General features: G+C 67.1%; 22 protein-coding genes. 9 read left to right on the top strand and 13 right to left on the bottom strand.

The window, feature by feature from the left end; translation table 11 throughout:
- The first annotated feature begins 149 nt into the window (after positions 1–149).
- Together CEK68_RS08910 and CEK68_RS08905 are read left to right on the top strand one after the other, a co-directional pair.
- Positions 150–1,910, top strand: a complete 1,761-nt coding sequence (locus CEK68_RS08910) for an oligopeptide:H+ symporter (RefSeq protein WP_193314142.1) — start codon at positions 150–152, stop codon at positions 1,908–1,910.
- Between the two features lie 150 nt (positions 1,911–2,060).
- Positions 2,061–2,483: a hypothetical protein gene (locus CEK68_RS08905; protein ID WP_152239167.1), complete on the top strand. Its 423-nt coding sequence runs from the start codon at positions 2,061–2,063 to the stop codon at positions 2,481–2,483.
- A 102-nt stretch (positions 2,484–2,585) separates the two neighbouring features.
- Here the strand turns inward: CEK68_RS08905 and CEK68_RS08900 are convergent, their stop codons facing one another.
- A complete protein-coding gene (locus CEK68_RS08900) occupies positions 2,586–4,343 on the bottom strand; it encodes a S9 family peptidase (protein WP_226977818.1) in 1,758 nt (585 codons plus the stop codon).
- 430 nt (positions 4,344–4,773) lie between these two features.
- Positions 4,774–5,781 carry a LacI family DNA-binding transcriptional regulator gene (locus tag CEK68_RS08895; RefSeq protein WP_152239165.1) on the bottom strand — a complete coding sequence of 336 codons (1,008 nt, stop codon included), beginning with the start codon at positions 5,779–5,781 and terminating at the stop codon, positions 4,774–4,776.
- Between the two features lie 95 nt (positions 5,782–5,876).
- Here CEK68_RS08895 and CEK68_RS08890 point away from each other — a divergent pair, with 95 nt between their 5' ends.
- From CEK68_RS08890 to CEK68_RS08870, 5 genes are read left to right on the top strand one after another with little or no spacing between them, the layout of a single operon-like run.
- Positions 5,877–6,929 carry a sugar phosphate isomerase/epimerase family protein gene (locus CEK68_RS08890; protein WP_017913247.1) on the top strand — a complete coding sequence of 351 codons (1,053 nt, stop codon included), beginning with the start codon at positions 5,877–5,879 and terminating at the stop codon, positions 6,927–6,929.
- 27 nt (positions 6,930–6,956) lie between these two features.
- Positions 6,957–8,174: a nucleoside permease gene (locus CEK68_RS08885; RefSeq protein WP_148829047.1), complete on the top strand. Its 1,218-nt coding sequence runs from the start codon at positions 6,957–6,959 to the stop codon at positions 8,172–8,174.
- Positions 8,175–8,185: 11 nt separating this feature from the next.
- Positions 8,186–9,310, top strand: a complete 1,125-nt coding sequence (locus tag CEK68_RS08880; protein ID WP_152239164.1) for a Gfo/Idh/MocA family oxidoreductase — start codon at positions 8,186–8,188, stop codon at positions 9,308–9,310.
- A gap of 19 nt (positions 9,311–9,329) precedes the next feature.
- Positions 9,330–10,184, top strand: coding sequence for a sugar phosphate isomerase/epimerase (locus CEK68_RS08875; protein ID WP_017917446.1), 855 nt, complete (start codon positions 9,330–9,332; stop codon positions 10,182–10,184).
- Between the two features lie 36 nt (positions 10,185–10,220).
- A complete protein-coding gene (locus CEK68_RS08870) occupies positions 10,221–10,499 on the top strand; it encodes a cytochrome c (RefSeq protein ID WP_017913243.1) in 279 nt (92 codons plus the stop codon).
- A gap of 95 nt (positions 10,500–10,594) precedes the next feature.
- Here the strand turns inward: CEK68_RS08870 and CEK68_RS08865 are convergent, their stop codons facing one another.
- The 6 genes from CEK68_RS08865 to CEK68_RS08840 form a co-directional block, all read right to left on the bottom strand.
- The gene (locus CEK68_RS08865) at positions 10,595–11,338 is read right to left on the bottom strand and encodes a DUF1080 domain-containing protein (RefSeq protein WP_193314141.1); all 744 of its coding nucleotides are present in this window, start codon (positions 11,336–11,338) and stop codon (positions 10,595–10,597) included.
- Positions 11,339–11,381: 43 nt separating this feature from the next.
- Positions 11,382–11,954 carry a gluconate 2-dehydrogenase subunit 3 family protein gene (locus CEK68_RS08860; protein ID WP_043095702.1) on the bottom strand — a complete coding sequence of 191 codons (573 nt, stop codon included), beginning with the start codon at positions 11,952–11,954 and terminating at the stop codon, positions 11,382–11,384.
- Positions 11,954–13,639, bottom strand: a complete 1,686-nt coding sequence (locus CEK68_RS08855) for a GMC family oxidoreductase (protein WP_152239163.1) — start codon at positions 13,637–13,639, stop codon at positions 11,954–11,956. Before CEK68_RS08855 ends, CEK68_RS08860 begins: the two co-directional genes overlap by 1 nt.
- 30 nt (positions 13,640–13,669) lie before the next feature.
- Entirely contained in the window at positions 13,670–14,566 is an 897-nt protein-coding gene (locus tag CEK68_RS08850; protein ID WP_152239162.1) for a TIM barrel protein, read from the bottom strand.
- A gap of 489 nt (positions 14,567–15,055) precedes the next feature.
- A complete protein-coding gene (locus tag CEK68_RS08845) occupies positions 15,056–16,837 on the bottom strand; it encodes an AAA family ATPase (RefSeq protein WP_152239161.1) in 1,782 nt (593 codons plus the stop codon).
- A 124-nt stretch (positions 16,838–16,961) separates the two neighbouring features.
- Positions 16,962–17,486: a single-stranded DNA-binding protein gene (locus tag CEK68_RS08840; protein ID WP_152239160.1), complete on the bottom strand. Its 525-nt coding sequence runs from the start codon at positions 17,484–17,486 to the stop codon at positions 16,962–16,964.
- Positions 17,487–17,767: 281 nt separating this feature from the next.
- Between CEK68_RS08840 and CEK68_RS08835 the strand changes: the two genes are divergently transcribed.
- Complete coding sequence (locus tag CEK68_RS08835) at positions 17,768–18,766, top strand: polyprenyl synthetase family protein (protein WP_152239159.1); 999 nt, start codon at positions 17,768–17,770, stop codon at positions 18,764–18,766.
- A 13-nt stretch (positions 18,767–18,779) separates the two neighbouring features.
- A complete protein-coding gene (locus CEK68_RS08830; RefSeq protein ID WP_017913939.1) occupies positions 18,780–19,043 on the top strand; it encodes a helix-hairpin-helix domain-containing protein in 264 nt (87 codons plus the stop codon).
- A gap of 206 nt (positions 19,044–19,249) precedes the next feature.
- Here CEK68_RS08830 and CEK68_RS08825 read toward each other — a convergent pair whose 3' ends face one another.
- From CEK68_RS08825 to CEK68_RS08805, 5 genes are all read right to left on the bottom strand, one after another.
- Complete coding sequence (locus tag CEK68_RS08825; protein ID WP_152239158.1) at positions 19,250–20,053, bottom strand: dienelactone hydrolase family protein; 804 nt, start codon at positions 20,051–20,053, stop codon at positions 19,250–19,252.
- A 208-nt stretch (positions 20,054–20,261) separates the two neighbouring features.
- Complete coding sequence (gene murD, locus CEK68_RS08820; RefSeq protein WP_152239157.1) at positions 20,262–21,698, bottom strand: UDP-N-acetylmuramoyl-L-alanine--D-glutamate ligase; 1,437 nt, start codon at positions 21,696–21,698, stop codon at positions 20,262–20,264.
- Entirely contained in the window at positions 21,679–23,034 is a 1,356-nt protein-coding gene (gene murL, locus CEK68_RS08815) for a UDP-N-acetyl-alpha-D-muramoyl-L-alanyl-L-glutamate epimerase (RefSeq protein ID WP_152239156.1), read from the bottom strand. Before murL ends, murD begins: the two co-directional genes overlap by 20 nt.
- Positions 23,031–23,483 (bottom strand): hypothetical protein, encoded by a 453-nt coding sequence (locus CEK68_RS08810; RefSeq protein WP_010341996.1) that lies wholly within the window; start codon positions 23,481–23,483, stop codon positions 23,031–23,033. The genes murL and CEK68_RS08810 overlap by 4 nt, the downstream gene beginning before the upstream one ends.
- Positions 23,467–26,076 carry a bifunctional aspartate kinase/diaminopimelate decarboxylase gene (locus tag CEK68_RS08805; RefSeq protein WP_152239155.1) on the bottom strand — a complete coding sequence of 870 codons (2,610 nt, stop codon included), beginning with the start codon at positions 26,074–26,076 and terminating at the stop codon, positions 23,467–23,469. The genes CEK68_RS08810 and CEK68_RS08805 overlap by 17 nt, the downstream gene beginning before the upstream one ends.
- Between the last annotated feature and the right edge of the window lie 48 nt (positions 26,077–26,124).

Raw genomic sequence — 26,124 nt, 5'->3', positions numbered from 1 at the left:
AACGGCGTTAGCCCCTCTCCCACCGGGAGAGGGGTTGGGGTGAGGGTACACCCGCCGCCGAACCGCCCATGCCGCGTGCCGCCATTCGAGCGGACGCCCGCGCGCCTATACTCCGCCGCTGCCTTCCTGCGCCGAGAGTCGCCGTGTCCGTGTCCTCCCTGCCGCTGCGCGACGCGCGCGACGATTTCCTAGGCCATCCCAAGGGCGTCTACGTCTGTTTCTTCACCGAGATGTGGGAGCGCTTCTCCTTCTACGGCATGAAGGCGCTGCTGCTGCTGTACCTGACCAAGTACCACCTGTTCGGGGACGACGCCGGACTCGACCTGCTCGGCGCCTACGGCGGCCTTGTGTACTGCGTGCCGGTGCTAGGCGGCCTGCTCGCCGACCGCTGGCTGGGCATGCGCAAGGCGGTGGTGTTCGGCGGCCTGCTGCTGGTGCTCGGCCACATCGGCATGGCCTTCGAGGGTCACGCCGCCACACGGGTCAACGGCGAGGTGGTGCGCGACACCGCATCCCTGGGCGTGACCTACCTGTCGCTGGCGCTGATCATCATGGGCGTGGGCTTCCTTAAGCCCAACATCTCCACCATCGTCGGCAAGCTGTATCCGGCCGACGACCCGCGCCGCGACGCCGGCTTCTCGCTGTTCTACGCCGGCATCAATCTCGGCGCGCTGTTCGCCTCGCTGGTCTGCGGCTTCCTCGGCGAGGCCTACGGCTGGCGCTACGGCTTCGGCGCGGCCGGCATCGGCATGCTGCTCGGCCTGGGCATGTTCCTGTGGGGCCAGAAATACCTGCACGGCCACGCCGAACCGGCGCAGCCGGCGCTGCTGCGCGAGCGCGTGCTGGGCGTGCCGCGCGAATGGGCGATCTACCTGTGCGCCGTGCTGGGCGTGCTGCCGGTGGCCGCGCTGATGTGGGCCGCAGCCAACGGCGCCTTCAGCCTGGGCGGGGAAATCTCCCTGGCCCTGCTGCTGATGCTGCTGGTGCTCGGCGCGGTGCTGCTGTGGTTCGCCTGGTTCACCGGCACCCAGTGCACCCCGGTGCAGCGCCAGCAGATGATCGCGCTGATGGTGCTGATCGCGATGGCGCTGGTGTACTTCACCCTGTACGAGCAGACCTACGGCTCGTGGGTCACCTTCACCGACCGGCTGATGACCAAGGACATCGTGCCGTCGCTGGTGATCCGCGGCGGTACGCCCCTGCCCTGGTCGATCGCCTCGCTGCTGCTGGCGCCGCTGGGCTTCGTGCTGGCTGCCTCGCTGTCCGACCGCCGCCCCGGCTCGTCGGCGCCGCGGCGGCTGTTCGTCGCGGTCAGCGCATTGATGCTGCTGTTCCTGATCCGCGACTGCCTGGTGCTGCCGCAGACCGCCGGCTCCCTGACCTATCTGGGCGCGCTGTTCCTGGTGTTGCTGGCGCCGCTGTTCGCCGCGCTGTGGGCGTGGTTGGCGCGGCGCGGACGCGAGCCGTCCAAGCCGGCCAAGTCGGCGATGGGACTGTTGTTGGCCGGCCTGTCCTTCGTGCCGCTGGCACTGGCCGCGCAACAGGTCGGCACGACCGGACAGATGGCGAGCGTGTGGTGGTTGGTGCTGGCCTACTTCGTGCTGGAGGCCGGCGAAATGTGCCTGTCGCCGGTCGGCCTGTCGGCGGTGACCCAACTCGCGGTGCCGCGCGTGGTCAGCCTGATGATGGGCACCTGGTTCCTGGCCACGGCGTTCTCCGAGGCGCTGGCGGCGCTGTTCGGCAAGCTGGCCGCGATCGAGGTGCCGGATGGCCAGACCCTCAACATCGCCGACGCCGCGGCCAAGTACGCGCACCTGTTCTGGCTGCTGCTGTGGATCGGCGTGGGTTGCGCGGTGCTGGCCTTCCTCGCCGCGCCGCTGCTGCGGCGGATGATGCACGGGGTGCGTTGAGCCGAATGCCGCAAACGCGCGACCGAGCCCGCACCGCCGCGATTCACTACCGATGCCTTTCCCGCGTCATGCAATGGCAGGTGCGACCTGCAGGCGCCCGGTCCGATCAGGATCCGGCGCATCACGTCCGTGCTCACGAGGGAGATCGCAATGAAGACACACTGGAAACGCCTGGCGGCACGGGGCCTGGCCGGCATCGCACTACTCTGCGGCAGCTGCGCATCGATTCAGGCTGCATGCCCCTACCCGTTGCGGCTCAGCGGCAAGATCGACCAGCCGTGGAAGCAGGTGACCAATTCGGCCTGGAACAGGATGCTGCCGCCGCAATGGACCGATAACGGCTTCCATTTCTACAGCCGGGTCCGGGATCGCGGTCCAACCGACGGCATCAACACACCGTCGGATCTGGAGTCGGAAATCCTCAAGAAGGTCAGCGAAGAGCCGGAAGGCACGCCCAACGGCTGGCAGATCCTGCTGCCGCTGGTCAATTCGAAGGGGGCGAATCTGCCCGTCATCTACGACTACGTCGGCGGCAAGACCTCCAAGTACCAGCTGGTCGCATTGACCTACTAAGCCCAAACGGGTATCAGCGCTGTCCGGAGTAGCCCCGGATAGCACTGATGCCGCGCGGCCGTGGCGCATGGCGCCTCGGCCGCATCGTCATGCGACCGCTGCTTACGGCTTCGCCGCCGGAGCCGCCTGCGCACCGCCCAGCGACTTGCTCAGGAACGCCAGCAACTGGGTGTAGAACTCGCGACGATGTTCCTCGGTGTAGAAGCCGTGACCCTCTGTCGCCACATACAGCGTTTCCACCGGCACGCCCGCCCGCTTCAGGGCGGCCTCCATCTTTCGGGTGTGTTCGATCGGCGCGCGCTCGTCCTCGCCGCCCGCGGCCAGGAACACCGGCACCTTGATCCGGTCGGCAAGATTCACCGGCGATACCGCCGTCAGCGCATCGCTTGGACCCAGCCATTCTCGCAGGTAGGTTTCGCCAGACCGTCTCCGCTGAATATCGCCCTTGGCGTACATCATCGGCAGATCGTAGACACCCACATAGCCTGCCGCGCATCGGTACAGCGAAGGCTCCTTCGCCACGCCCATCAACGATGCATAGGCGCCATAACTGGCGCCGTACATGCAGATGCGACCAGGGTCCGCAATGCCCTGCGCGATCGCCCAGCGCGTGGCATCGGTCACGTCGTCCTGCATGGTACCGCCCCATTGCAGCGCGCCCGCGTGTTCGAACGCCCGGCCGTAGTTGCCGGAACCGCGATAGTTGACCTGCAACACCGCATAGCCAGCAGCGGCCAGGATTTGGGCGTCACCATCGAACATGCCCGTGTCAAATTCGCCGAACGGTCCTCCATGCGGCATCACCACCATCGGCACCTTGCCGGACGCAGCGGCGGCGGGCAGGGTGACGAAGCCGTGCAATTGTGTTCCATCTCGTGCCCGCAGTGCGATCGGCCGCACCTCGGCAAGTGTGTTTGGCTGCACGCTGGCACGGCGCGCAAAGACGAACTCGGCCTTCTTCGTCACTGTATCGAACAGATAGAACTCGCCGGGATTTCGTCCGGACTGCACTTGCACCAGAGTCAACCGGCCGTCACGGGTGCTGGACGTCACATAGACCGACTGCCCCGGAAACGCTGCCTCAAGGGACCGCTGGATCTTTGCCTCGGGCGAGTCGGGATCGAAGAACAAGCTGCGTGGCGCATCGCCCAATACTTCGATACCGATAGGAATCTGGGTCCCGTTGCGGTAGATGATACGGTGCGGATCAGCCAGGCTGTCGCGCGCGACGATCTTGCGCTGACCGCTGTCCGCGTTCCAGGCTTCGACAGCGGCGCTGCCGCTAGCCTGCTCAACCTTCAGGTAGGCTGTACGCCCGTCTTCCGAGAAGCCCAGCGGCTCCTCGATCCGGTGACTGAGGTTTTCGTCGTTTAACAAGCGCCAATCGCCATCCTGCGGCTCGCGATAGAAAAGCTTGTTGTCGTTGTCCGAATCGGCGCCCGGGGCGAAGCGAATCTTGCCTTGAACATCGCTGTAGAAGGTCGCACGCTTCACCTTCGGCGTGCTTACCAGGGGCCTGCGATGTCCGCTATATACATCCAGGATCTCGGCACGGGTGTACTGCTCATTGATTCCCAATGGCCACACAGTGATGGCAATGCTGCGATCGTCTCCTGGCAAGGTGCCGATTGGGTAAGCCGCGACCGCTTCCACTTTCTTCGGCTGGATACGCGTACCCACGCCGTTGCCGGTCACCCGATAGCCGACCAGCAACTGCGCCGAGCCGCCATCAGCGTTGATCGCGAACAATTCGCCAGTCGGTACCGGTTGATCCAGCGCGCCCAGTTTTTTGGTCATGGCGAACACTAGGCGCGTGTCGTTGACCCACTCGAAGTCGCCAACATGGCTGTTCTTCTCCATTGAAAAGCTGCCGACGAGTTTGTTATCGGCGCGCCGCATCACACTCAACGCGGTACGATCCGTCAAGGGCACGGTAGCCGCATAGTACTCGCCGGTCGGCGACAACTTCAGCGTTTCGACCTGCTCCTTGACCAGATACGGCGCCAGATCCACCTGCGCCTATGCATTCCCCGCTCCCAGCAAACACAACAACGCGACTGCGCGCAGTCCCCTCTTCATTCCCTGTTCCCCTGTTCCTGCTGGCGTGACGTGCGCGTGAAGTCTAATCCAGGCGCTTGTCCGATGGCCTACCGGAAGCTGGGCGCCAACCTCCGGCGACGTCGGGGCTGGAAACTGAAAAAGCGCGCTGCCCGGAGGCCGCACGCCCGTCACCAGCCGCGGAAACGGCGGCGCGCACCGATCAGGCGCATCGCCGCCGCCCTGCCGTCGCCTACTCTCTCGGCGCGCCGGTCGACCCGCGCACCATCAAGCTGAAGTCCAGCGTCTGCTGCAGCGGCACGTCCACCCGTTCGATGATGGCAAGCAGCAGGTTGACCGCGCGGACACCGATCTCCCGCATCGGCTGCCTGATGGTCGTCAATGGCGGCGTGAGGTAACGGGACGAGGCCAGGTCGTCGAAGCCGACGATGGACAGGTCGTCCGGCACGCGGACTCCCAGGTCCCGGCAGGCCGCCAGGGCGCCCAGTGCCATTTGATCGCTGAAGCAGAAGATCGCGGTCGGCGCGGGTGTACGACCCAACAGCGTCATCGCCGCCGCATGGCCGGATTCCACGGAGAAGTCGCCCGGCACGACGGTCAGGTTGCGCAAGCGACCGCGCGCCTTGGCGCAGGCGCGAACTCCTTCCAGTCGCTGCTGATGCAGGGGATTGTCGGGCGGACCGCCCACCACGGCGATCCGCACGTGCCCCAGTCCATACAGGTGGTCCATCACGGCGCGCGCGGCGGCCGCGTTGTCGATGTGGACGCTGGGAATCCCCAGCGCCGGGTCGAACTCGCAGCCGTTGACCACCGGCGCGGCGCCGCCCTGCTGCTTGACGATCTCACGCGCCGTCGGCGGCAAACGGTGCCCCAGCACGATCAGGCCGTCCGCCTCGTTGCGTGGGAGCATCTGCGCGTAGCGCTCCTCGCGGTCGGGCTGGTGCTGGGTATCGCCCAGCAGCACGGCGTAGCCGACCGCCTGCGCGGCGTCTTCCGCGCCCTGCAGGATCTGGGCGAAGAAGGGATTGGCGATGTCCGGGACGGTGACCAGGAGCTTGCCGCTGCGCTGGGTCTTGAGCGTCCTGGCCACCGCGTTGGGGACATAGCCCAGCGCGGCGGCGGCCTGCTCGATGCGCGCGCGTGTGGCGGGCAGGACTTTTTCCGGCCGGGAAAGCGCCCGCGACACCGTGCCCGCGGTGACGCCGACGTGCTTTGCGATGTCGTAGATGGTTGTCGCCATGAACTGAACTCTTGTGTCTGCTGTGCAGTGCACAACGGGTCTTGCGGGAGGCCCATGCTAGGATGATTCAATCGATTGCATGAGGGCGAATCACGTTGAAGACGCTCAAGGGTCCAGCGCTGTTCCTGGCACAGTTCATCGCCGACACACCTCCCTTCAATCGCTTGGACACGCTGGCCGAATGGGCCGCGGGCCTGGGCTATTCTGGCCTACAAGTACCGACCAGCGCGCCCCACCTGTTCGATCTGGCCCAGGCCGCGCACAGCCAGGCGTACTGCGACGACCTCGCCGGCATGCTGGCCGGGCATGGCCTGCAGATCACCGAGCTGTCCACCCACCTGCAGGGACAGCTGGTCGCCGTCCACCCCGCCTACGACGGCCTGTTCGACGGCTTCGCACCGCCGGACAAGCGCGGCAACCCCGCCGCCCGCCAGGCCTGGGCGGTGGAGCAGCTGCAGTTGGCCGCCAAGGCCAGCCAGCGCCTGGGACTGACCGCGCATGCCACGTTTTCCGGCGCGCTGGCCTGGCCCTACTTCTATCCCTGGCCGCAACGCCCGCCCGGACTGGTGGAAGAAGCCTTCGCCGAGCTCGGCCGGCGCTGGCGTCCGATCCTGGATGCCTTCGACGCCTGCGGCGTGGACCTGTGCTTCGAGATCCACCCGGGCGAGGACCTGCACGACGGCGCCACCTTCGAGCGCTTCCTCGACGTGGTCGACCAGCACCCCCGCGCCAAGATCCTGTACGACCCCAGCCACCTGCTGCTGCAGCAGATGGACTACCTGGGTTTCATCGATCGCTACCACGCGCGCATCGGCATCTTCCACGTCAAGGACGCGGAGTATCGCGCCAGCGCGCGCAGCGGCGTCTATGGCGGCTACCAGGACTGGATCGATCGTCCGGGGCGGTTCCGCTCGCTCGGGGACGGCCAGGTCGACTTCAAGGCGATCTTCTCCAAGTTCGCGCAATACGATTTCCCGGGCTGGGCGGTGCTGGAGTGGGAGTGCTGCCTGAAGCATCCGGAAGATGGAGCACGCGAGGGGGCCGCGTTCATTCGCGACCACATCATCCGCGTGACCGAACGCGCCTTCGACGATTTCGCCGATAGCGGCGCCGATCCAGCATCGCTGCGCCGCATGCTGGGAACCTGAGTCATTACCGCCCTGGGAGGGGACGCCATGACGCACACCATGTCGCGCTTGGGCGCGATGATGTTTCTGCAGTTCTTCATCTGGGGCGCCTGGTTCGTGACCCTGGGAACCTATCTGGTGCAGGGGCCGCTGCACGCCAGCGCGAGCCAGGTGGCGACGGCGTTCCTCAGCCAGTCCATCGGCGCCATCGTCGCGCCGTTCCTGGTCGGCCTGATCGCCGATCGCTACTTCGCGGCGCAGCGCATCCTGGGAGTGCTGCATCTCGCCGGCGCGGTACTCATGTGGCTGGCATCCACGGCGACGAGCTTCGGCGTGTTCTTCGCCTGCGTCATGGGCTACATGCTGCTGTTCATGCCGACGCTGGCGCTGGCCAACAGCGTGGCGATGCGGCACATGCAAGCGCCGGAAAAGCAGTTCCCGCCGGTGCGCGTGGCCGGCAGCGTCGGCTGGATCGTGGCCGGCGTGCTGATCGGCTGGCTGGGCTGGGAACAGGCGCATCGGCTCGAGCTGACCTTCCGGATGGCGGCGCTGGCCTCGCTGGCCCTGGGCCTGTACGCCTTCACCCTGCCGCACACGCCGCCGCTGGCGCGCCAGCGCGATGCCGGGCTGGGGCAGATCCTGGGGCTGGACGCGCTGCGGCTGCTGAAGTCGCGCTCCTATCTGGTGTTCTTCCTGGCGTCCATCGCCATCTGCATTCCGCTGGCGTTCTACTACAACTTCACCAACCCCTATCTCAACGACCTGGGCGTGCGCGGCGCGGCAGGCCTGCAGTCGCTGGGCCAGGTGTCCGAAGTCCTGCTGATGCTGGCCATGCCGTTCCTGTTCGTGCGGCTGGGAGTCAAGACGATGCTGGCGGTGGGCATGGCGGCGTGGGTGGTGCGCTATGCGATGTTCGCCTTCGGCGATGCGGGCGGCGGCTTTTCCCTGCTGGTGATCGGCATCGTGCTGCACGGCATCTGCTACGACTTCTTCTTCGTCACCGGCCAGATCTACACCGATGCGCATGCCGGCCCCGCCGCACGTAGCAGCGCACAGGGCTTCATCACCCTGGCCACATACGGCGTGGGCATGCTGATCGGCACCTTCCTGTCCGGCGCGGTGGTGGAGCACTACACCACCGCGGCGGGCCCGGACTGGCGGCAGATCTGGCTGTTCCCGGCCGGCGTCGCGCTGCTCGTGCTGGTCGCCTTCCTGCTGCTGTTCCGCGACCGGCCCGCCGTCGCGGCCGCACGCTCCGCACCTTGAGGATCCCCCCGATGCCCAAGCTTGGAATCGCCATCGTCGGCACCGGCATGATCGGCGCCGTACACCGTCGCGCGGCACTGCTGGCCGGCGCCTCGGTCCGCGGCGTCGCCGCTTCGTCCACGCAGCGCGCACGCGCGGTGGCGCAATCGTGGGATGTCCCGCAGGCGTATCGCGATATCGAGGAGGTGGTCGCCGATCCGCAGGTGCAGGTCGTGCACGTGTGCACGCCCAACCATCTGCACCGCGCCATGGCGCAGGCGGCGCTGGACGCCGGCAAGCACGTGATCTGCGAGAAGCCGCTTGCCACCACGCTGGAGGATGCGCGGGCGCTGGCGGCCCTGGCCCGCGCGACCGGGCTGGTCGCCACGGTGCCCTTCGTCTACCGCTACCACCCGGTGGTCCGCGAGGCGCGCGCCCGCATCGCCCAGGGCGAACTGGGGCCGCTGCGCCTGATCCACGGCAGCTATCTGCAGGACTGGCTGCTGGATCCGGCCAGCAACAACTGGCGTGTGGACCCGGCGCTGGGTGGCGCGTCGCGCGTGTTCGCCGACATCGGCTCGCACTGGTGCGACCTGGTGGAATGGGTGAGCGGCGAGCGCTTCGCCGAAGTCAGCGCGGCACTCGCGACGGTGATCGCCGAACGCGGCACCAACACCGGACAGAGCTTCACCACGCCGGCGGCGGGCGGCGCGATGCAGGCGGTCTCCAGCGAGGACGTGGCCATGGCGATGCTCCGAACCGGCGCGGGCACGCTGGCCTCGTTGACGGTCAGCCAGGTCTCGGCGGGGCGCCGCAATCGGCTCTGGTTCGAGATCGATGGCGCCCAAGCCAGCGTGGCGTTCGACCAGGAGGACGCCGAACGTCTGTGGATCGGCCGGCCCGACCAGCGCGAGGAAATCTTCGTGCGCGGACCGGGTGCCGGCAGCGCCGAACAGCGCCGGCTGGCGACGCTGCCGGCCGGGCACGCGCAGGGCTACGGCGATTGCTTCGAGGCGTTCGTCGCCGACACCTACCACGCCATCGACGGCGAGCGGCCGGACGGCCTGCCCACCTTCGACGACGGGCTGCGCTCGGCGCTGATCGTCGATCGCGTCATCGCATCGGCCAGGACACGCGGCTGGACATCCATCGACTGACTTCCGGGAGGACTTCCTGATGAACACAGCGACACGCAGAACCGCAACCCTCGCACTGCTGCTCTTCGCGGCCCTGCCCGCCTTCGCACGCGACGCCGCCGGCCAGGAGGCCCCCATCGCAGTGCAGATGTACTCGCTGCGCAACGCCGGCACGCTCGACCAACAGTTGAAGATCGTCCATGACGCCGGCGTGGGCGCGGTGGAAACGGTCGGCACACAGAACATGAGCGCGGTGGAACTCAAGCAACTGCTGGACAAGTATTCGATCAAGGCGATCTCCTCGCACGTGCAGCTGGCCGACCTGCGCAAGGACCTGGACGGTGCGGTGGCCTTCAACCGCTCGATCGGCAACACGACGCTGGTGGTGCCTTACCTGGACCAGAAGGAGCGGCCCACCGATGCCGCAGGCTGGACCGCACTGGGCAAGGAGCTGGGCCAGCTCGCGACGCGGGCACGCGCCAAGGGCATGCGCCTGGCCTATCACAACCACGATTTCGAGCTGGTCGATTTCGATGGCAAGACCGGCCTGGAACTGCTGTTCGCCGCGGCCGGCCCCGATCTCAAGACCGAGCTGGACCTGGCGTGGGTCGCGCGCGCGGGCTACGACCCGGCGACGATGCTGGGCAAGTTCAAGGGCCGCATGTTCGCGGTCCACGCCAAGGACAACGCACCGAAAGGCCAGGCCCAAGACGAAGGCGGCTTCGCCGCGGTCGGCAAGGGCGTGCTGAACTGGAACGCGATCCTGCCTGCCGCGGCGGCGAGCGGCGTGCAGTGGTACATCATCGAGCACGACCAGCCGCGCGACCCGGCCAGCGTCATCCGGACCGGGGCGGAGTACCTGCGCGAACATCTGCCCGCCAGCACGCAGCGCTAGCACGCAAAGGAGTTCCGCTTGAAAACGATCACGACGATGGCCGTGGTGCTGCTGGGGGCGACGCTTGCGCCCAAGGCCTGGTCCAAGGACGACCCGGCGGCCGGCGCGCAGCTCTACGCGAACCATTGCACGGCCTGCCATGGCGCGAATCGCGCGGGCGTCCCGCCCACCTTCCCCGCGCTGACCGACGTGGGCAAGCGCCTGCAGCCCGCGCAGATCAAGGAGAAGATCCGCAACGGCGGCGGGCTGATGCCGCCGTTTTCGCAGCTGTCGCAACAGGAGGTCGACGACCTCGCCAGCTTCCTGGCGCAGTAGGGCGCGCCCTCCATTCCCGAGTATGCCGCGTTGGGCGCGGCATACCCGGGATCGCCGACACGCCCCGGGCGATCGGCGCCGACTGCGCGCCGGCGCTACAGCTCGCGCACCCAGATGTTGCGGTAGCTGACCTTGGAATCGTGCTCCTGCAGGAAGATCGGCGCGCATCCATGCGGCGCATACGACGGCGCGCCGATGTATTCGGTCTTGCCAGCCAGCACGGTGTCGTTCTGCACCAGCACGCCGTTGTGCAGGACGGTGATGCGGGCGGGTGACGTGAGCCCGCCGCCCTGCGAGAAACGCGGCGCCGTCCAGATGATGTCGTACACCTGCCACTGGCCCGGCGCACGCGAGGCATTCACCAGCGGAATGGCCTGCTTGTAGATCGCACCGGCCTGGCCATTGGCATAGGTCGGGTTGTTGTAGCTGTCGAGCACCTGCAACTCATACAGTTCCTGCAGGAAGATGCCGCTGTTCCCGCGCTGCTGGCCGTCGAAGCCACCGGTCGTGGTGGGCGTGCGCCACTCGACATGCAACTGGATGTCGCAGAAGCGCTGCTTGGTGCGGATGCCCTTGCTGCCCGGCACCACGGTCATTGCGCCGTCGGCGACGCTCCAGGGCACGCGTCCGCCCTGCTCCGACTCCCAGGCCGACAGATCCTTGCCATCGAACAGCACGATCGCGTCGGAGGGGGCGCCGCCCGGGGGCGTGGCCACGGTCGCGGGCAGGGGCTTCCACACTTCGGTCTTGGCAGGATCGCGTGCGGGGTCGCCGTCGGCCTGCGCGACCGCAGGCGCCACGGCCAGCAGGCAGGCCGCCATCAGCAGGGATCTGGTCATCGTGTTTCCAGGAAAAGGAGGAAGGGCGAAGCGTGGCGCTCCATCAGCCGGTGGCCCAGGCGGGCGTGCCGGGAACGTAGGTGATGTCTTCATAGCGGCCCGGCACGGCGACGTAGCGCAGCACTTCGGTCGCGCCGACCTCGGAGGTGAAGAAGCCGAAGATGGTCAGCTGCTTGATCATGGTGAAGGGATGCGGCATCGCGTCCGCCGCGTCGGCGGTGCCGGTGTCGGTCACGTCGACGGCCTTTGCCCTGGCCTCCGCATCCAGGGCGCGCAGCAGTTCGGCGCGCGCCTGCGGGGTGAGCGACACGAATCGGCCGCCGGCACGTTTGTCGATCTCGGCCAGGCCGGCGCGGAACGTCGCCTGCTGCCGCGGTGTGTAGCAGTCGGTGACGAATTTCGCCATGAATGCACCGGCACCGGCGTCCTTCGCCCCCGGCGTCTTGGTCCGCGGCAGGATGGTCTCGGCGATCTCGTCCAGCGTGCCGATCTCGGCGGCGGAGAACAGCACCTTGGTCCCCGCGGCCGACGCCTGTGCCGGGGCGAGCGCGGGCAGGCCGACCATCGCCGCGCCCGTGGCGGCGAAGATCATCTTCAGCAGTTCGCGACGTTCCATCACAGGTTCCCCGCTTTCAGTTCGCGCACGGCATGATCGGCGGCACGTGCGGTCAGCGCCATGTAGGTCAGCGAAGGATTCACGCAGCCGCTGGAGGTCATGCAGGCGCCATCGGTCACGTAGACGTTCGGCGCGTCCCACACCTGGTTGTACTGATTCAGCACGGAGTTCTTGCGATCCCGGCCCATGCGTGCGGTGCCCATCTCATGGATGCCCTTGCCCGGCGCGTAGTCGCCATCGTGCATCTTCACGTCCTTGACGCCGGCCGCCTCCAGCATCTCGGCGGCATCGGCGGCCATGTCCTTGCGCATGGCCTTTTCGTTCTCGCGCATGGCAACGTCCATCGCCAGCACCGGCAGCCCCCATTTGTCCTTGCGCTGCGGGTCCAGGCGAATCGTGTTGTCGTGGTGCGGCAGCATTTCGCCGAATCCGGTCATGCCGATGCTCCAGTCGCCCGGCACGGTCAGCGCCTCTTTCAGGTCGGCGCCGATGTTCAGCTCGGCGATCTCGCGCGACCAGCCGGTGCGGCTCGCACCGCCCTGGTAGCCGAAGCCGCGCAGGTAACCGCGCTTGTCCATGGCGACATTGCGGAACCGGGGGATGTAGAAGCCGCAGGGACGGCGACCGAAGTAGTACTTGTCCTCGTAGCCCTCGACCCGGCCGGAGGCACCGGCACCGAAATGATGGTCCATCACGTTGTGCCCGAGCTCGCCCGACGACGACCCTAGGCCGCCATCCCAGACGTCGGTGGCCGAGTTCATCAGCAGCCAGGTCGAATTGAACGAGGACGCATTGAGGAAGATGACATTGGCCGTGTACTGGTAGGTCTGTCCGCTCTCGGCATCGATGATCTCCACGCCGCGCGCACGCTTGCGCTCCTTGTCGTAGAGCACCTCCTTGACGATCGAGAACGGCCGCAGGGTCAGGTTGCCCGTCTTCATCGCCGCCGGCAGCGTGGCCGCCTGGGTCGAGAAGTAGGCGCCGAAGGGACAGCCCAGGATGCACTTGTTGCGATACTGGCAGTTGACGCGGCCCTGCTCGACCTTGGGCTGGGTGATGTTGGCGGTACGCGAGTGGATCAGGTGCCGGGTGCCGCCGAAGGCCTTCTTGATCCGCGCGGCGACGTCCTTCTCGACGATGTTCAACGGGATCGGCGGCAGGAACTCGCCGTCCGGCAACACGTCCAGTCCCTCACGCGTGCCGGCGATGCCGGCGAACTTCTCCACGTGGTCGTACCAGGGTGCGAGGTCGGCGTAACGGATCGGCCAATCGGTGGCGATGCCGTCCTTGAGGTTCGCCTCGAAATCCAGGTCCGACAGGCGATAGCTCTGCCGTCCCCACATCAGCGAGCGGCCGCCCACGTGATAGCCGCGGAACCAGTCGAATCGCTTGATCTCGGTGTAGGGCGATTCCTTTTCGTTGGCCCACATCCCCTGCAGGTTCTCGACCAGGGCGTAGTCGCGCATCAGCACCGGATAATCGGCCTTCATCGCCTGGGTCGGGCGGTTGCGGTGCGGGAAATCCCACGCCTCCTTCATCGCGTTGACGTAGTCCTTGACGTGCTCGATGTTGCGTCCGCGTTCTAGCATCAGGACCTTGAGTCCCTTCTCGGTCAGCTCCTTCGCCGCCCAACCGCCACTGATGCCCGAGCCAACGACGATGGCGTCGTAATGATTGTCTGCCATGGGTTCTACTTCACCTCGGTGGATAGCGTTTCAGACGTCGCAGAGGCGGATCGCCTCGCGCAGCGAGCCGACGGGATCCGGCGCGGTGGGAACGAATTCCTGCGCCAGATAGCCATCGAAACCGGTATCGCGGATCGCGCGACAGATGGCGGGATAGTGGAGCTCCTGATCGTCCCCGATCTCGTGCCGGCCCGGGACGCCGGCGGTGTGGTAATGCTTGAAGCACGCGTGATGCTTGCCGATGGTGGCGATGATGTCGCCCTCCATGATCTGCATGTGGTAGATGTCGTACAGCAGGCCGAAATGGTCCGAGCCGATCCGCCGACACAGCTCCACGCCCCAGGCGGAGTGGTCGCACAGGTAGTCGGGATGATCGACCTTGGAGTTCAGCAGCTCCATCACCAGCACGACCCCGCGCTTCTCGGCATGGCCGAGGATGCGCTTGAGCCCGACTTCGGCGTGGGCCATGCCCTCCTGGGGATCCATGCCATTCCGATTGCCGGAAAAACAGATGAGGTTGCGATAGCCGGCATCGGCCACCAGGTCGATGTGCCGCGTGTAGCGCGCGACCAGCGCATCGTGGAACTGGCTGCCGGCGAAGCCCTTGTCCAGGCCGAGTTCCGCGCCGTTGCACATCGCGCTGTACACCCCATGCGCCTTCAGCGTGGGCCAATCCGCCGGCCCTACCAGATCGATGGCGGCAAACCCGAGGCCCTTCACCACCTGGCAAAGCTGGGCGGTCGACAGCTGCGGAAACGTCCAGCGAGCGACGGACTGCTTCAGGTTGCCCTTGAGCGGCGTGGCCGCCGCAAGCGCTGGCAGCATGCCCATCGCGCCAAGGCCAAGGCTCCCGGCGACCGCCATGCGCAGCGCGTCGCGCCTCGTGAAGCCCGAGGCCGGCGCCGGTCCGATCGAATGGATAGACATCCACCTTCCGGCCTCCCAACCGGTGTCAAACGCTGACGAATCGCGGCAATTCAATCGATTGAACCATAGAGGAGTGAATCGCATTTTTGCAAGCCGCAGTGCAAGAAAACCCATGCTGCAGGGCACAACGCCTGCTGAGCCGACGAGACTGTCGTGGCCAACTGAAAACCGGCAAAGGCGCCACTTCCCTGATGAAGGAGGCACCGATGGCGAAGTGACGGAACAAACAAGCGAGCGCCGTACCGCTGGCGGAGACTGAAAGCTGCATCGATGACGGCAAGTTGGGCGTGGAAACCGCCCTGCGGACAAAGCCCGTGGAGGTGCGCGAGAAGTACGAACGGCAGCTCAAAGCCCTGCAGAAAGCCTAGTGCGGGGTGACCCTAGATACCCGCGCACTAACACGGCTGGCATCCCTGTTGAGAAAGGAAAAGAACTTAAGCCCTCGGTCCAGCAATACTGCTTCGGTCTAGCTCTGAGCTTTGCCCGCTGTCAGGCGATACCTAGACTCATCCGGACCTGCGCCACCAACTCCGGATCCTTGCGAAGAAGTTCGATGATGCGCTTCTGATACGTAGCAACATCTACACGAAGGCCGGACGAGAACTCATACAGCAGCGCCTTATTACGAAATACCTTTAACAAAGGACTTATGCCACTGCGCTCCGCCTCGCAAAGCGCAGCGCTAAACAACTTCTCAGCTTGATCGTAGCAATCTCCAGCATTAGCCGAAGAAACGCATTGATCAACAGCAACCACCATATCCTCCCTAGCAACCCCTTTTGCAGCAACCTTCCCAAGAAGATACCTCAGCCGATACTGCGCGCGCTTACTGACCGCACTATTCTTAACTCTTTTCATTGCTGCCAATGCAAGACTTTGCGCTTTAGAGACCAACTCCAACCTCTTTGGATTGCTAGCGAGCCACTCTTCAACATAGGCATCCACGCATTCAGGAAGCAACAAAAGATTCTCAACGCAAGCTACAGAGAGGGCATGAACTCCAACACGAGATAGAGCACCTATCTCTTCTTCATCCAAGTCATCGCGATCCACGACCCCCCTCGGCAAGACGTGGTGCTGGGCATAGTGCTTGGCGAAGGATTGCGTCGCATTGCGAACCTCGCTACAGCCTCCACAAGGAATAATATAGAACTCAGGAAAAACTGCCTCATAGATTGCTACGTCTCGACTCCCACTCAACCCTTCGACGAAAAGTGTAGGTCGACGGGATCCCAGTATCTTGAGCACCATATCTTCAGGAATATCCTCACTTGGCTTCACAACCTCCCAGTCCCAAAATCCCACAGGAGAGATTTTTGTAGGCGCCGCGTACTCGTAGACTGCAACTTTGGCAGCATCGTGACGACTGGACGCGAAATTCAAGTCGTGGGTGATGTAAATGAAGGTACAATCCCGCCTCTCAGCCTCAAGAGCATCCCAAAGTTTCGAAAGCACGCTTCGATGCAGATGCAACTCTGGCTCGTCAAGCACAAGCGCCATATTATCCGGGGCTAGCAAAACGTGGGCAATAAGGTAGAACCCTGTACGCTCTCCATCACTCATCCTACTTGCAGGGTAGTCCTCGCCTTGATCAGCACTTCTTGCGAGCACCTTGTGATCTCCCCAATGCAACGATCTCTCGCTAAATACAGCGGACCAAACGCGATCTAGCTGTGAAATAGGATCCTTGCCAAGTGATATTTCCTCGGGTGCCTTACCCTCTCGAACTTGATTTGCAATGTCTCTGTCGAGTTCTGCGCGTCTTGCAAACATCGCATTGAGAAGAAACCTAAAGTCGTCTAGTGTGCCTACGGCAGGATCTATGTAGTTGACCCTGCTTGAGTGATTGGCTGGTCCTCCATGCTCGGAACCACGCTTGAGTTGCTCGTCCGCTATGGCAGCACTCAAACGAACTGCGTCATCGGGAAGCGAGAGCTGGCGCTGTGCACTGACCCTGTAGGCACGCGCTTGCTTGTTCAAAGTATAGCTGGGCGGGTCCGTACTTTGGTTGATTGCATCTGGTGCTTCGATCCACGTCCCGAGCCGACTCTTCCCGGATCCGTTCGCACCAACGATTACGACGACACCTGCGTGCACCACTTCTCTAGCTCCTGCTCGGGAGGGATTAGGCATCGGCAGAGGAGACAGCGGCGCGACGGGCCGGGCGTTTTGGAGTAACTCGGTTTCGTCAATGTCCAGCGTCGCGTCCATCAAGACCTCATCAAAATGACCAAGTGAGCTGAGGGCGATGGTAGCGCTGAATGAAAACATGGTGCCACCTCATGGAATACAAAGGCACCTGACAATTCGCCTCCGCATCTATCGACACAGGTCCAGCCCAAATAAAAAAGGGCCTTCCTCACGGAAGGCCCTTCGAATCTAACTATCGTCGTTCTTAAAACGGGATGTCGTCATCCGCGAAGTCGTCCATCGGCGCGGACTGCTGCGGCGCCGGCTGCTGGCGACGCGGCGCGTAATCCTGCCCGCCGCCACCGCCGCCACCGCCCATGCCGGAGCGCTCCTGGCGCGGCGGCGCCGAGCGCTGCGGACGGTCACCGCCGCCCATGCCGCCGCCACCGCCCTCGCCGCGGCCGCCAAGCATCTGCATCTCGTCGGCGACGATGTCGGTGGAGTACTTCTCCATGCCGTCCTGGCCGGTGTACTTGTCGTAGCGGATCGAGCCTTCGACGTAGACCGAGCTGCCCTTGCGCAGGTACTCGCCGGCGATCTCACCGAGCTTTCCGAAAAACACCACGCGATGCCACTCGGTGCGTTCCTGCTGGTTGCCGTCGCGGTCCTTGCGCACGCTGGTGGTGGCCAGGCTGATGCGGGTGATGGCCATGCCGGCCTGGGTGTACTTGGTGTCGGGATCGTTGCCGAGGTTGCCGACGAGGATGACTTTGTTGATGCCGCGGGCCATGAGCTGCTTCCGTCTGGGGTCTCCGCGGCCAGGGGGCACGCAGAGCGGTAAAGAAGATTTCGGGGAGCAATCCTAACATCGCCGGGCTGGGCCGGCCTGCGCCAGGCGCCCGCGGGCACCCCGGAAAACGCCGCATTGGGCTGTCGGAATCCTGCCGGCACGCCTCCCGCCGGGCGCTGCAAACCCAGGCGTGGCAAGCTCTCCGCCCCCTGCCCCGGCCCACAACGGGACGGATGTGGCCGCGCAGCCTATACTTTGCGCACGTTTCCACTCCTGTCCGCATGAGCATCGCCGAATCCCCCAGCTCCGCCCTGGGCCTGCCCCAGATCCAGATGCTCGCCGCGCCGGACATGGCCGAGGTGGACGCCCTGATCCGCCGCCGCCTGGCCTCGGACGTCGTGCTGATCAACCAGATCGCCGACCACATCGTCTCCGCCGGCGGCAAGCGCCTGCGGCCGATGCTGGTGGTGCTGGCCGGCCGCGCCTGCGGCGCCGGCGGGCCGATGCAGCACCAGTTGGCGGCGATCATCGAATTCATCCACACCTCGACCCTGCTGCACGACGACGTGGTGGACGAGTCGGACCTGCGCCGCGGCCGCAGCACCGCCAACGCGCTGTGGGGCAACGCCCCCAGCGTGCTTGTCGGCGACTTCCTGTATTCGCGCAGTTTCCAGCTGATGGTGGAGCTGGACAGCATGGCGGTGATGCGCCTGCTGGCCGACACCACCAACCGCATCGCCGAGGGCGAAGTGCTGCAGCTGCTGCACGTACACAACCCCGACACCGACGAAGCCGCCTACCTGCGCGTGATCGAGCGCAAGACCGCGGTGCTGTTCGCCGCCGGCACCCGCCTGGGCGCGCTGGCCTCCGGCGCCAGCGAGGACGTGCAGGAGCGGCTGTACGACTACGGCATGCAGCTGGGTTATGCGTTCCAGATCGCCGACGACGTGCTCGACTACACCGCCGACGCCGCCGACCTGGGCAAGAACCTGGGCGACGACCTGGCCGAGGGCAAGGCCACGCTGCCGCTGATCCACGCCATGGCGCATGCCGACGACGCCACCCGCGCGCGCCTGCGCCAGATCGTCGAACAGGGCGACGCCAGCGCGATGCCAGAGGTGCTGGCCGCGATCGAAGCCAGCGGCGGCATCGACTACAGCCGCCGCCGCGCGGCGGACTACGCCGCCGCCGCCGAACGCGCCCTGGACGGCCTGCCCGAGAACGAGGCGGTGGCCGCCCTGCGCGGCCTGGCGCGTTACGCGGTCGAGCGCAGACACTGAGCGCTGCCCGGGCATGATCGCCTTTGACGCCGAGGACCGCGCCGTACTGCTGGCGGTGAAAGGCGTCGGTCCCACCGTGGTCGCGCGCCTGGAACAATTGGGCGTGCACTCGCTGCAGGCGCTAGCCGCCTGCGATGCACGGCAACTCACCGAACAGGCCGCGGCGCTGCTCGGCTCCACCTGCTGGCGCAACAGCCCGCAAGCGCGCGCGGCCATGAGCGGCGCCATCGCCGCGGCGCAGGCGCACTTGCTCAAGCACTCCGCCAAGACACCTTAAGGGCCTATTGGGCCCATTTAGCCGCCATCGGCGCGCAGCCGCGCGCCGGAGGGGATTGGTGATTCGGGATTGGGGATTCGCAACGGCGGCTTGGTTGACGCCTGAAGCGCTATGGGCTCGCCACACCAACCGATCAGTTGGGCGGCGCCGCCGGTCCGCTTTTACCAATCCCCAATCCCGCCAAGCGCGCAGCGCGAGGCACCTCCCTACTCCCGCCCGAACCGCTCCTCGAAGAAATCCTCGAGCATCCGGTAGGCACGCTTGGCCGCACGCGGGTTGTACTGGCAGCCCGGCGGGCTGTTGGCGTCGGCTTCGGCGAAGCAATGCACGGCACCGCTGAAGTTGACGAACTGCCAGTCGGCGCCAGCGCCGTTCATTTCCTGCTCGAAGGCGGCAATATCGTCGCGGCTCACGCTCTTGTCGTCGGCGCCATTGAGCACCAGCACCGGTGCCTTGGCGCTGCCTGCGGCTGCCGGTGCCGCCGTGGCCAGGCCACCGTGCAGGCTGACCACGCCGGCGAGCGGCGCACCGGCGCGGACCAGTTCCAGCACCGTGGTGCCGCCGAAGCAGAAGCCGACCGCGCCGATCCGGGCGGGATCCAGCGGCGCCTTGCCGGCCTGCGCCTTCAGCGCCGCCACCGCGGCCAGCGCCCGCGCGCGCAGCGTGGCCGGATCCTTCTTCAACGCACCGGCGAACTGCCCGGCCTCGGTATCGTTGGCGGGTCGCTTGCCCTTGCCGTAGACGTCGGCCACCAGCACCACGTAGTCGTCGCCGGCCAGGCGCTTGGCCTTCTCCACCGCGGAGTCGTTGACGCCGCGCCAGTTCGGCACCATCACCAGGCCGGGGCGCTTGTCGTGGTCGGCATCGTCGTAGACCAGCACGCCGCTGAAGGTGTCCTTGCCGACCTGCCACTCCACCGGCTTGGCCTGCATCGCCGCCCAGGCCGGCAGCGGCAGCGCCAAGGCCAGCCCGAGCAGACCGGTCCACCGCAGCATCGATCGTATGCGCATCGCCCTTCTCCCGTGGAAACCAGGCGGCAGTCTAGAACCTGCCATGCACGTCGAGGTGAGGGCGACGGCGGCCGGCGATGGCGATGGGACAAGGCGCACAGCGCCGTCGCATGGCGGCCCGGCGAGTGCTTCCGGGCATGCTCTTTCCGCCGCACCCACGACGGACAGCGACATCAGCGCACCGCGTGCGCCGACGCCGCGCCGAGGCTCAGGCGATGCCCAACCCCGGAATGGCGCTGATCGCATCCGGGTCGAACCCGGCCAGCGCGGCGAAATGGCGGCCGCGCGCCACGTAGTCGCGATAGGCGCCGAAGCTGGGCGCACCGGGCGACAGCAGCACCACGCCGCCCTGCTCGCCCAGCGCCGCGCGTGCCAGCGCCACCGCTTCCGCCAGGTCGGCCGCGGCATGCAGGCCGAAGCCGGCGTCGGCGGCCAGCGGCGCCAGCAGCGCGTGGATGCGCGGGCCGTTGGCGCCCAGGGTGACGATCTCCAGCGGTGCGCCACCATCGCGCATATGGTCGGCGAAGTCCTGCCAGTCCAGGCCGCGGTCGTGGCCGCCCACCAGCAGCGCGATGCGCCGCCCGCGGAAGCACTCCAGCGCCGCGAGGCTGGCATGCGGGGTGGTGCTGATCGAGTCGTTCACATAGGTCACGCCGTCGCGCGTACCCAGGGTCTGCAGCCGGTTCGGCAGCGGCCGGAAACGATCGGCCGCCGGCGCCAACGCCGCCGCATCCAGGCCCAGCGCCTCCACCGCGGCCAGCACCGCGCACAGGTTGCCGCGGTTGTGCCGGCCCGGCAGCGGCGCCTGCGCGCTGTCGTACACCGCGCTGTCGCCGCGGTAGACCACCTCGCCGCGCATGTGCCAGCCGTCCTCGCGGTTGAACCAGCGCACCTCGCTGTCGGGCAGCTGCAGGGCGGCCAGTTGCGGATCGGCGGCATTGAGCAGGGCGATGCGCGGCTGCGCATGGGTGACCAGCTCGAGCTTGTCGGCGATGTAACGCGCCTGGCTGCCGTGCCAGTCCAGATGCTCGGGGAACAGGTTCAGCACCAGCGCCAGCTGCGGCCGTGCGCCGCTGCGGGCCACGTCGCCGGTCTGGTAGCTGGACAGTTCGATCGCCCAATACTGCGGCGGCGGCATCGGCGCCAGCACTTCCAGCAGCGGCACCCCGATGTTGCCGACCAGGCCGGTGCGGTGGCCGCCGGCGCGCAGCAGGTGCGCCAGCAGCGCGGTGGTGGTGCTCTTGCCCTTGGTGCCGGTGACGCAGACGCTGCCGGGTACCTCCCCGTCGGCACCGGCGTGTTCGGCGAACCACAGCGCGGTGCCGCCGATGAAGCGGGTGCCGCGCGCCGCGGCAGCCTGCGCCTCGGGCCGGTAAGGACTGATCCCGGGCGACTTGATCACCACATCGAACGCGGCCAGGCGCTCGGCGCTGGCCTCGGTCTCGACATGCAACGCAGGATCGTGCAGCGCGGCGATCTCCGCGGCCTCCTCAGCCGAACAGAACACCGTCAGCGGCAGCGCGCGTGGCGATTCCCCGTTCCCGATTCCCGCTTCCCAGCCACGCACGGCCGCATACGCCGCGCGGCCCTCGCGACCCCAGCCCCACAGCGCGACGCGCTGCGACTCAAGCTGCGAAATTCGCACGCACGCGTTCCCACAGGTCGGCCGGGATGCGGTGCTGCGCGTCCAGTTCCAGCAGCGGCTCCACGCGCAGGTCGGCGGGGTCGAGCTGCGGCTGGATCTCGCGGATGAAGCGCGCCACCAGCGCGTCCTCCTTCCATTCCGCGCGCGCCGCCAGCGCCGCCATCGCCGCGCGCGACTCGCGGCCTTCGCCGACGCACTCGAACGGCTTGTGGTCCTGGAACTCCAGCAGCGCATCGAAGCCGCCGGCCTGGCCGGCGTCGTCGAGCAGGTTGCGGCCGAAGATCCGCACCAGCCGCGTCTTCGGCATGAACGGCGCCAGCGCCAGGAACACGAAATGGCACTTCGGGCAGACCCCGCACCAGCGGTGCGCCGGGCGCTCGCCGAGGATGTGGAAATTGCGGTTGCAACTGGAGAAATGCGCGTCGTAGTGATCGGTCTTGGCGAACTGCCGCGCCACCGCCAGTTCCGACAGCGGACGCAGCAGCGAGTAATAGCGCAGGTCCGCGGCCACGTAGCGCTGCACCTGCTCACCGAACGCCTGCTCGAAGGCCCAGCCCTTGGACCACTGGTGGTTGACCTCGCCGGTGCCGGCGATCTGGCTGCCATAGCTGGCCGAGTGCTCGTTGGAGAACACCACCTGGCCGGCGTCGTGCAGCACCGCGGTGAACACCAGGATCGCCGAGTTCACCGCGGTCACCGGGATATGCCCGTTCCACGCGCCCTGCCGGTTCAGCTCGAACAGCTCCGGCGCCAGCGTGCGGCCGATGTTCAAGGTCGGCAGGCCGGTGCGCTCGGCGCAGGCGCGGATCAACTGCGAGCCGCCGATCCAGGTCACCGTCTGCGCCACGCCGGCCGCGCGCAACGCTTCGATGCTGACCAGCGAATCCTTGCCGCCGCCGATCGCCACCAGCGCCTGGTCGCGCAGCCCCAGCGCCGTGGCGTCGGCCGCCTCGGCGTCCGCGGCCGGGAAGCGGATGCGCCCGCGCAGGTCCAGGCCGTTGCGATAGGCGAACTCGCCCAGGCCATGCAGGTACACGCTGTCCAGCAACGCGGCGGTCTCGGCATCGATGGCGTAGTCGTCGATGACGATGCGCGGCGGCACCGCCGCCTTGTAGTAGCTGACGCCGGCGATCAGGTGCAGCAGGCGCAGGGCGCGCTGCGCCGCCTGCGCGCGCGCCGGGTCGAGCGCGAACGGCGCGCCGGGCACGGTGATGGTCTCCACCAGCTCAGGGCCGTCGTCGAACGCATAGACCAGGCGCGCCACGCCGCTGTCGGCGTCGAAGCCGCAGCGCACGAAGCGGAAGGTGGCGATCTGCTGTTTGTCGAAAGCGGTCATGGACGTCCTGCAAGCACACGGGTGTGCCGCAGATAGCGGCGGCACAGAAGAAATTCGAGCATCGAAAACGGCAAGGCGGCCCACAGCAGCGGCAGGCAGCCGAACACGAAGGCCATCAGCAGCAGTTGCCAGTGCTGTCCGGCCGGCACCGACGCGGCGGAGGCCAGCACGGCGACCAGCACATACAGCGCCAGCGCCGGCAGGTAGGCCAACGCGGCCAGGAGCGAGGTGCGCAGGGCCAGCGCGCCGGTGCTCGCCGCGGGCCCGCGGCGCTGCCAGCGCACCGCCAGCCATGCGCCGATGGCAGCGGCGGCCAACGCCGGCAACGCCCACTTCAGGCTGTCGGTCCACGGCAGCGACGTGCCGGACTGATCCACCGCGGTGGCAGCCACCATCGCAAGCGCGCCAGCCGCGGCGCTGCCCGCGACGAACTCAGTCCGTGCGCGCATCGATCGCCTCCTCGCGGGGCAATTCGCGCTGGTTGTAGGTGCTGGCCATGCTGTAGCCGTAGGCGCCGGTGTCGGCGATCAACATCACGTCGTCGGGCGCGGTGCCCGCCGGCAGGCGCCGGCGCTTGCCGAACACGTCGCTGGATTCGCAGATCGGCCCGACCACGTCGAACACGGTCTCGGCCGGCTGCTCCAGGCGGCTCAGGTTCGCCACGTCGTGCCAGGCGTCGTACAGCGCCGGGCGGATCAAGGTGTTCATGCCGGCATCCAGGCCGACCCGGCGGATCCCGTCCTTCTCGATCACCTGGGTGGCGCGCGCCAGCAGCACCCCGCACTCGGCGACCAGGTAGCGGCCCGGTTCGATCGCCAGGCGGAACGCCGGATGCACGGCCTTGGCCTCGGCCAGGCCCTGGGCGAAGGTCTCCAGGTCGAACGGTTCGTCGTCGGCGCTGTACGGGATCGGCAGGCCGCCACCGATGTCGATGATCTCCACGCTGCCGATGCGCCGCGCGAAGCCGGCCAGCTCGTCGCACATGCGCCGCCAGTGCTGCGCCGTCTCCACGCCACTGCCCAGGTGCGCGTGCAGGCCGACGATGCGGATGTCCAGCGCGCGCGCGGCCTCCACGAACTCGTCGACGCGGGTCGCCGACAGGCCGAACTTGGAGGCCTTGCCGCCGGTGTTGACCTTCTCGTGGTGGCCGTCGCCATGGCCCAGGTCGATGCGCAGCCACAGGCTGCGGCCGCGGAACAGCTCCGGCCAGCGCTGCAGCGCCTCGACGTTGTCCACGGTCACGGTCACGCCCAGCGCGAACGCGGCTTCGTACTCGGCGCGGGGCGCGAAGCTGGGGGTGAACAGCACGCGGCGCGGCGACAGCTCCGGCACGATCTCGAACACCCGGCGCAGTTCGCCGTGCGAGACGCACTCCAGGCCGAAGCCTTCCTCGACCAGGGTCTGCAGGATCGCCGGATGCGCGTTGGCCTTGATCGCGTAGTAGCGCTGGTCCACCGCCGCGATCGCCTTCAACGCACGCGCGCGCTCGCGCAGGGTCGGCAGGTGATAGACGTAGCGCGGCGTGCCGGCCTCGGCCAGACGCAGCAGATGCGCGCGCTCGCCCTGCCACCACGGCACCGGCCGCGGCCGCACCGTGCCGGCGATCTCGCGCCAGCGCGGGCCGAACACCTCGGTCTCTTCCACCGGCATCGCGCCGCTGTCGATCAGTTCGGCGTGCAGGATCGGCAGCAACCCGTCGGCGTCGGTCTCGTCGATGACGAAGGTCAGGTTCAGGTCGTTGGACGACTGCGAGATCATGTGCACGCGCTCCTTGCCGAACGTGGCCCACACGTCCGAGAGCTTGTGCAGCAGCGAGCGCATGCCGCGCCCGACCAGGGTGATCGCGGCGCACGGCACGATGATCTTGACCCGGCAGATCTCCGCCAGGTCGGCCGACAGCGCGGCCAGCACGTCGGTGTTGACCAGGTTCTCGCTCGGGTCCAGCGACACGGTGACGTTGGTCTCGGCCGAACCGATCAGGTCCACCGACAGCCCGTGCTTCTTGAACAGCGCGAACACGTCGGCCAGGAAGCCGACCTGCTGCCACATGCCGATGCCTTCCATCGACACCAGCACGATGCCGTTGCGGCGGCTGATCGCCTTGACCCCGGGCACGGTGCGGGCGTTGCCGTCGATGCTGGTGCCGGGCAGCTCCGGGCGCTCGGTGTCCAGGATCGCCATCGGCACGCCGCCGTCGCGGCACGGCTTGATCGAGCGCGGGTGCAGCACCTTGGCGCCGGTGGTGGCGATTTCCTGCGCTTCGTAATAGTCCAGGCGGGTCAGCAGGCGCGCGTCCGGCACTTCGCGCGGATTGGCGCTGAACATGCCCGGCACGTCGGTCCAGATCTCCACGCGGCTGGCGCCGAGCAGCGCGCCGAAGTAGGCGGCCGAGGTATCCGAGCCGCCGCGGCCGAGGATGGCGGTGCCGCCGTCCTCATGCCGGGCGATGAAGCCCTGGGTGATCAGCATGCGCGTGGGCTGGGCGACGAAGCGCGCGCGCCACTGCGGATCGGACTGCCACTGGCACGACACCGACAGGCGCCGCGACCAGGCGCTCTGGTTCGGCTGCGGCGGCAGCGCGTCCAGCCATTGCCGCGCGTCCATCCAGCCCATGTCCAGGCCGTTGGCGCGCAGGTAGGCCGCGCCGAGGGTGGAGGACAGCAGTTCGCCCTGCCCCAGCACCTCGGCCTGCCAGTCCAGCGTGCGCTCGGCGGCGCGCGGATCGGCGAGCAGGCCGCGCAGCGCCGCCAGGCGTTCGCCCAGCACCGCCTCGGCATCCAGCTCCAGTTCGGCCAGGAACTCGCGGTGGCGCTGCTCCAGCGCGGCCACGCGCTGCGCGCTGTCGGCGCTGCCGTCGGCGATCGCGGTCAGTTCGTTGGTGACCCCGGACAAGGCCGACACCACCACCAGCACCCGCGCGCTGGTCTCCTCCGCGCGTTTTTTCGCCAGCGTCCCAATCGTGTCCCAGCGATGACGACGCGACACCGAAGTGCCGCCGAACTTGAGGACGATCCAGCGATCGACAGGAGAGGAAGCTGACATGGAGTGGGGGTGTCTGGAAGGTGGGGAAAACGCCTGCATGCGCGGGCG

Source organism: Xanthomonas sp. LMG 12461 (assembly GCF_009192935.1).
Taxonomy (GTDB): Bacteria; Pseudomonadota; Gammaproteobacteria; order Xanthomonadales; family Xanthomonadaceae; genus Xanthomonas_A; species Xanthomonas_A sontii.
This window is presented reverse-complemented; position numbering and strand designations above follow the sequence as displayed.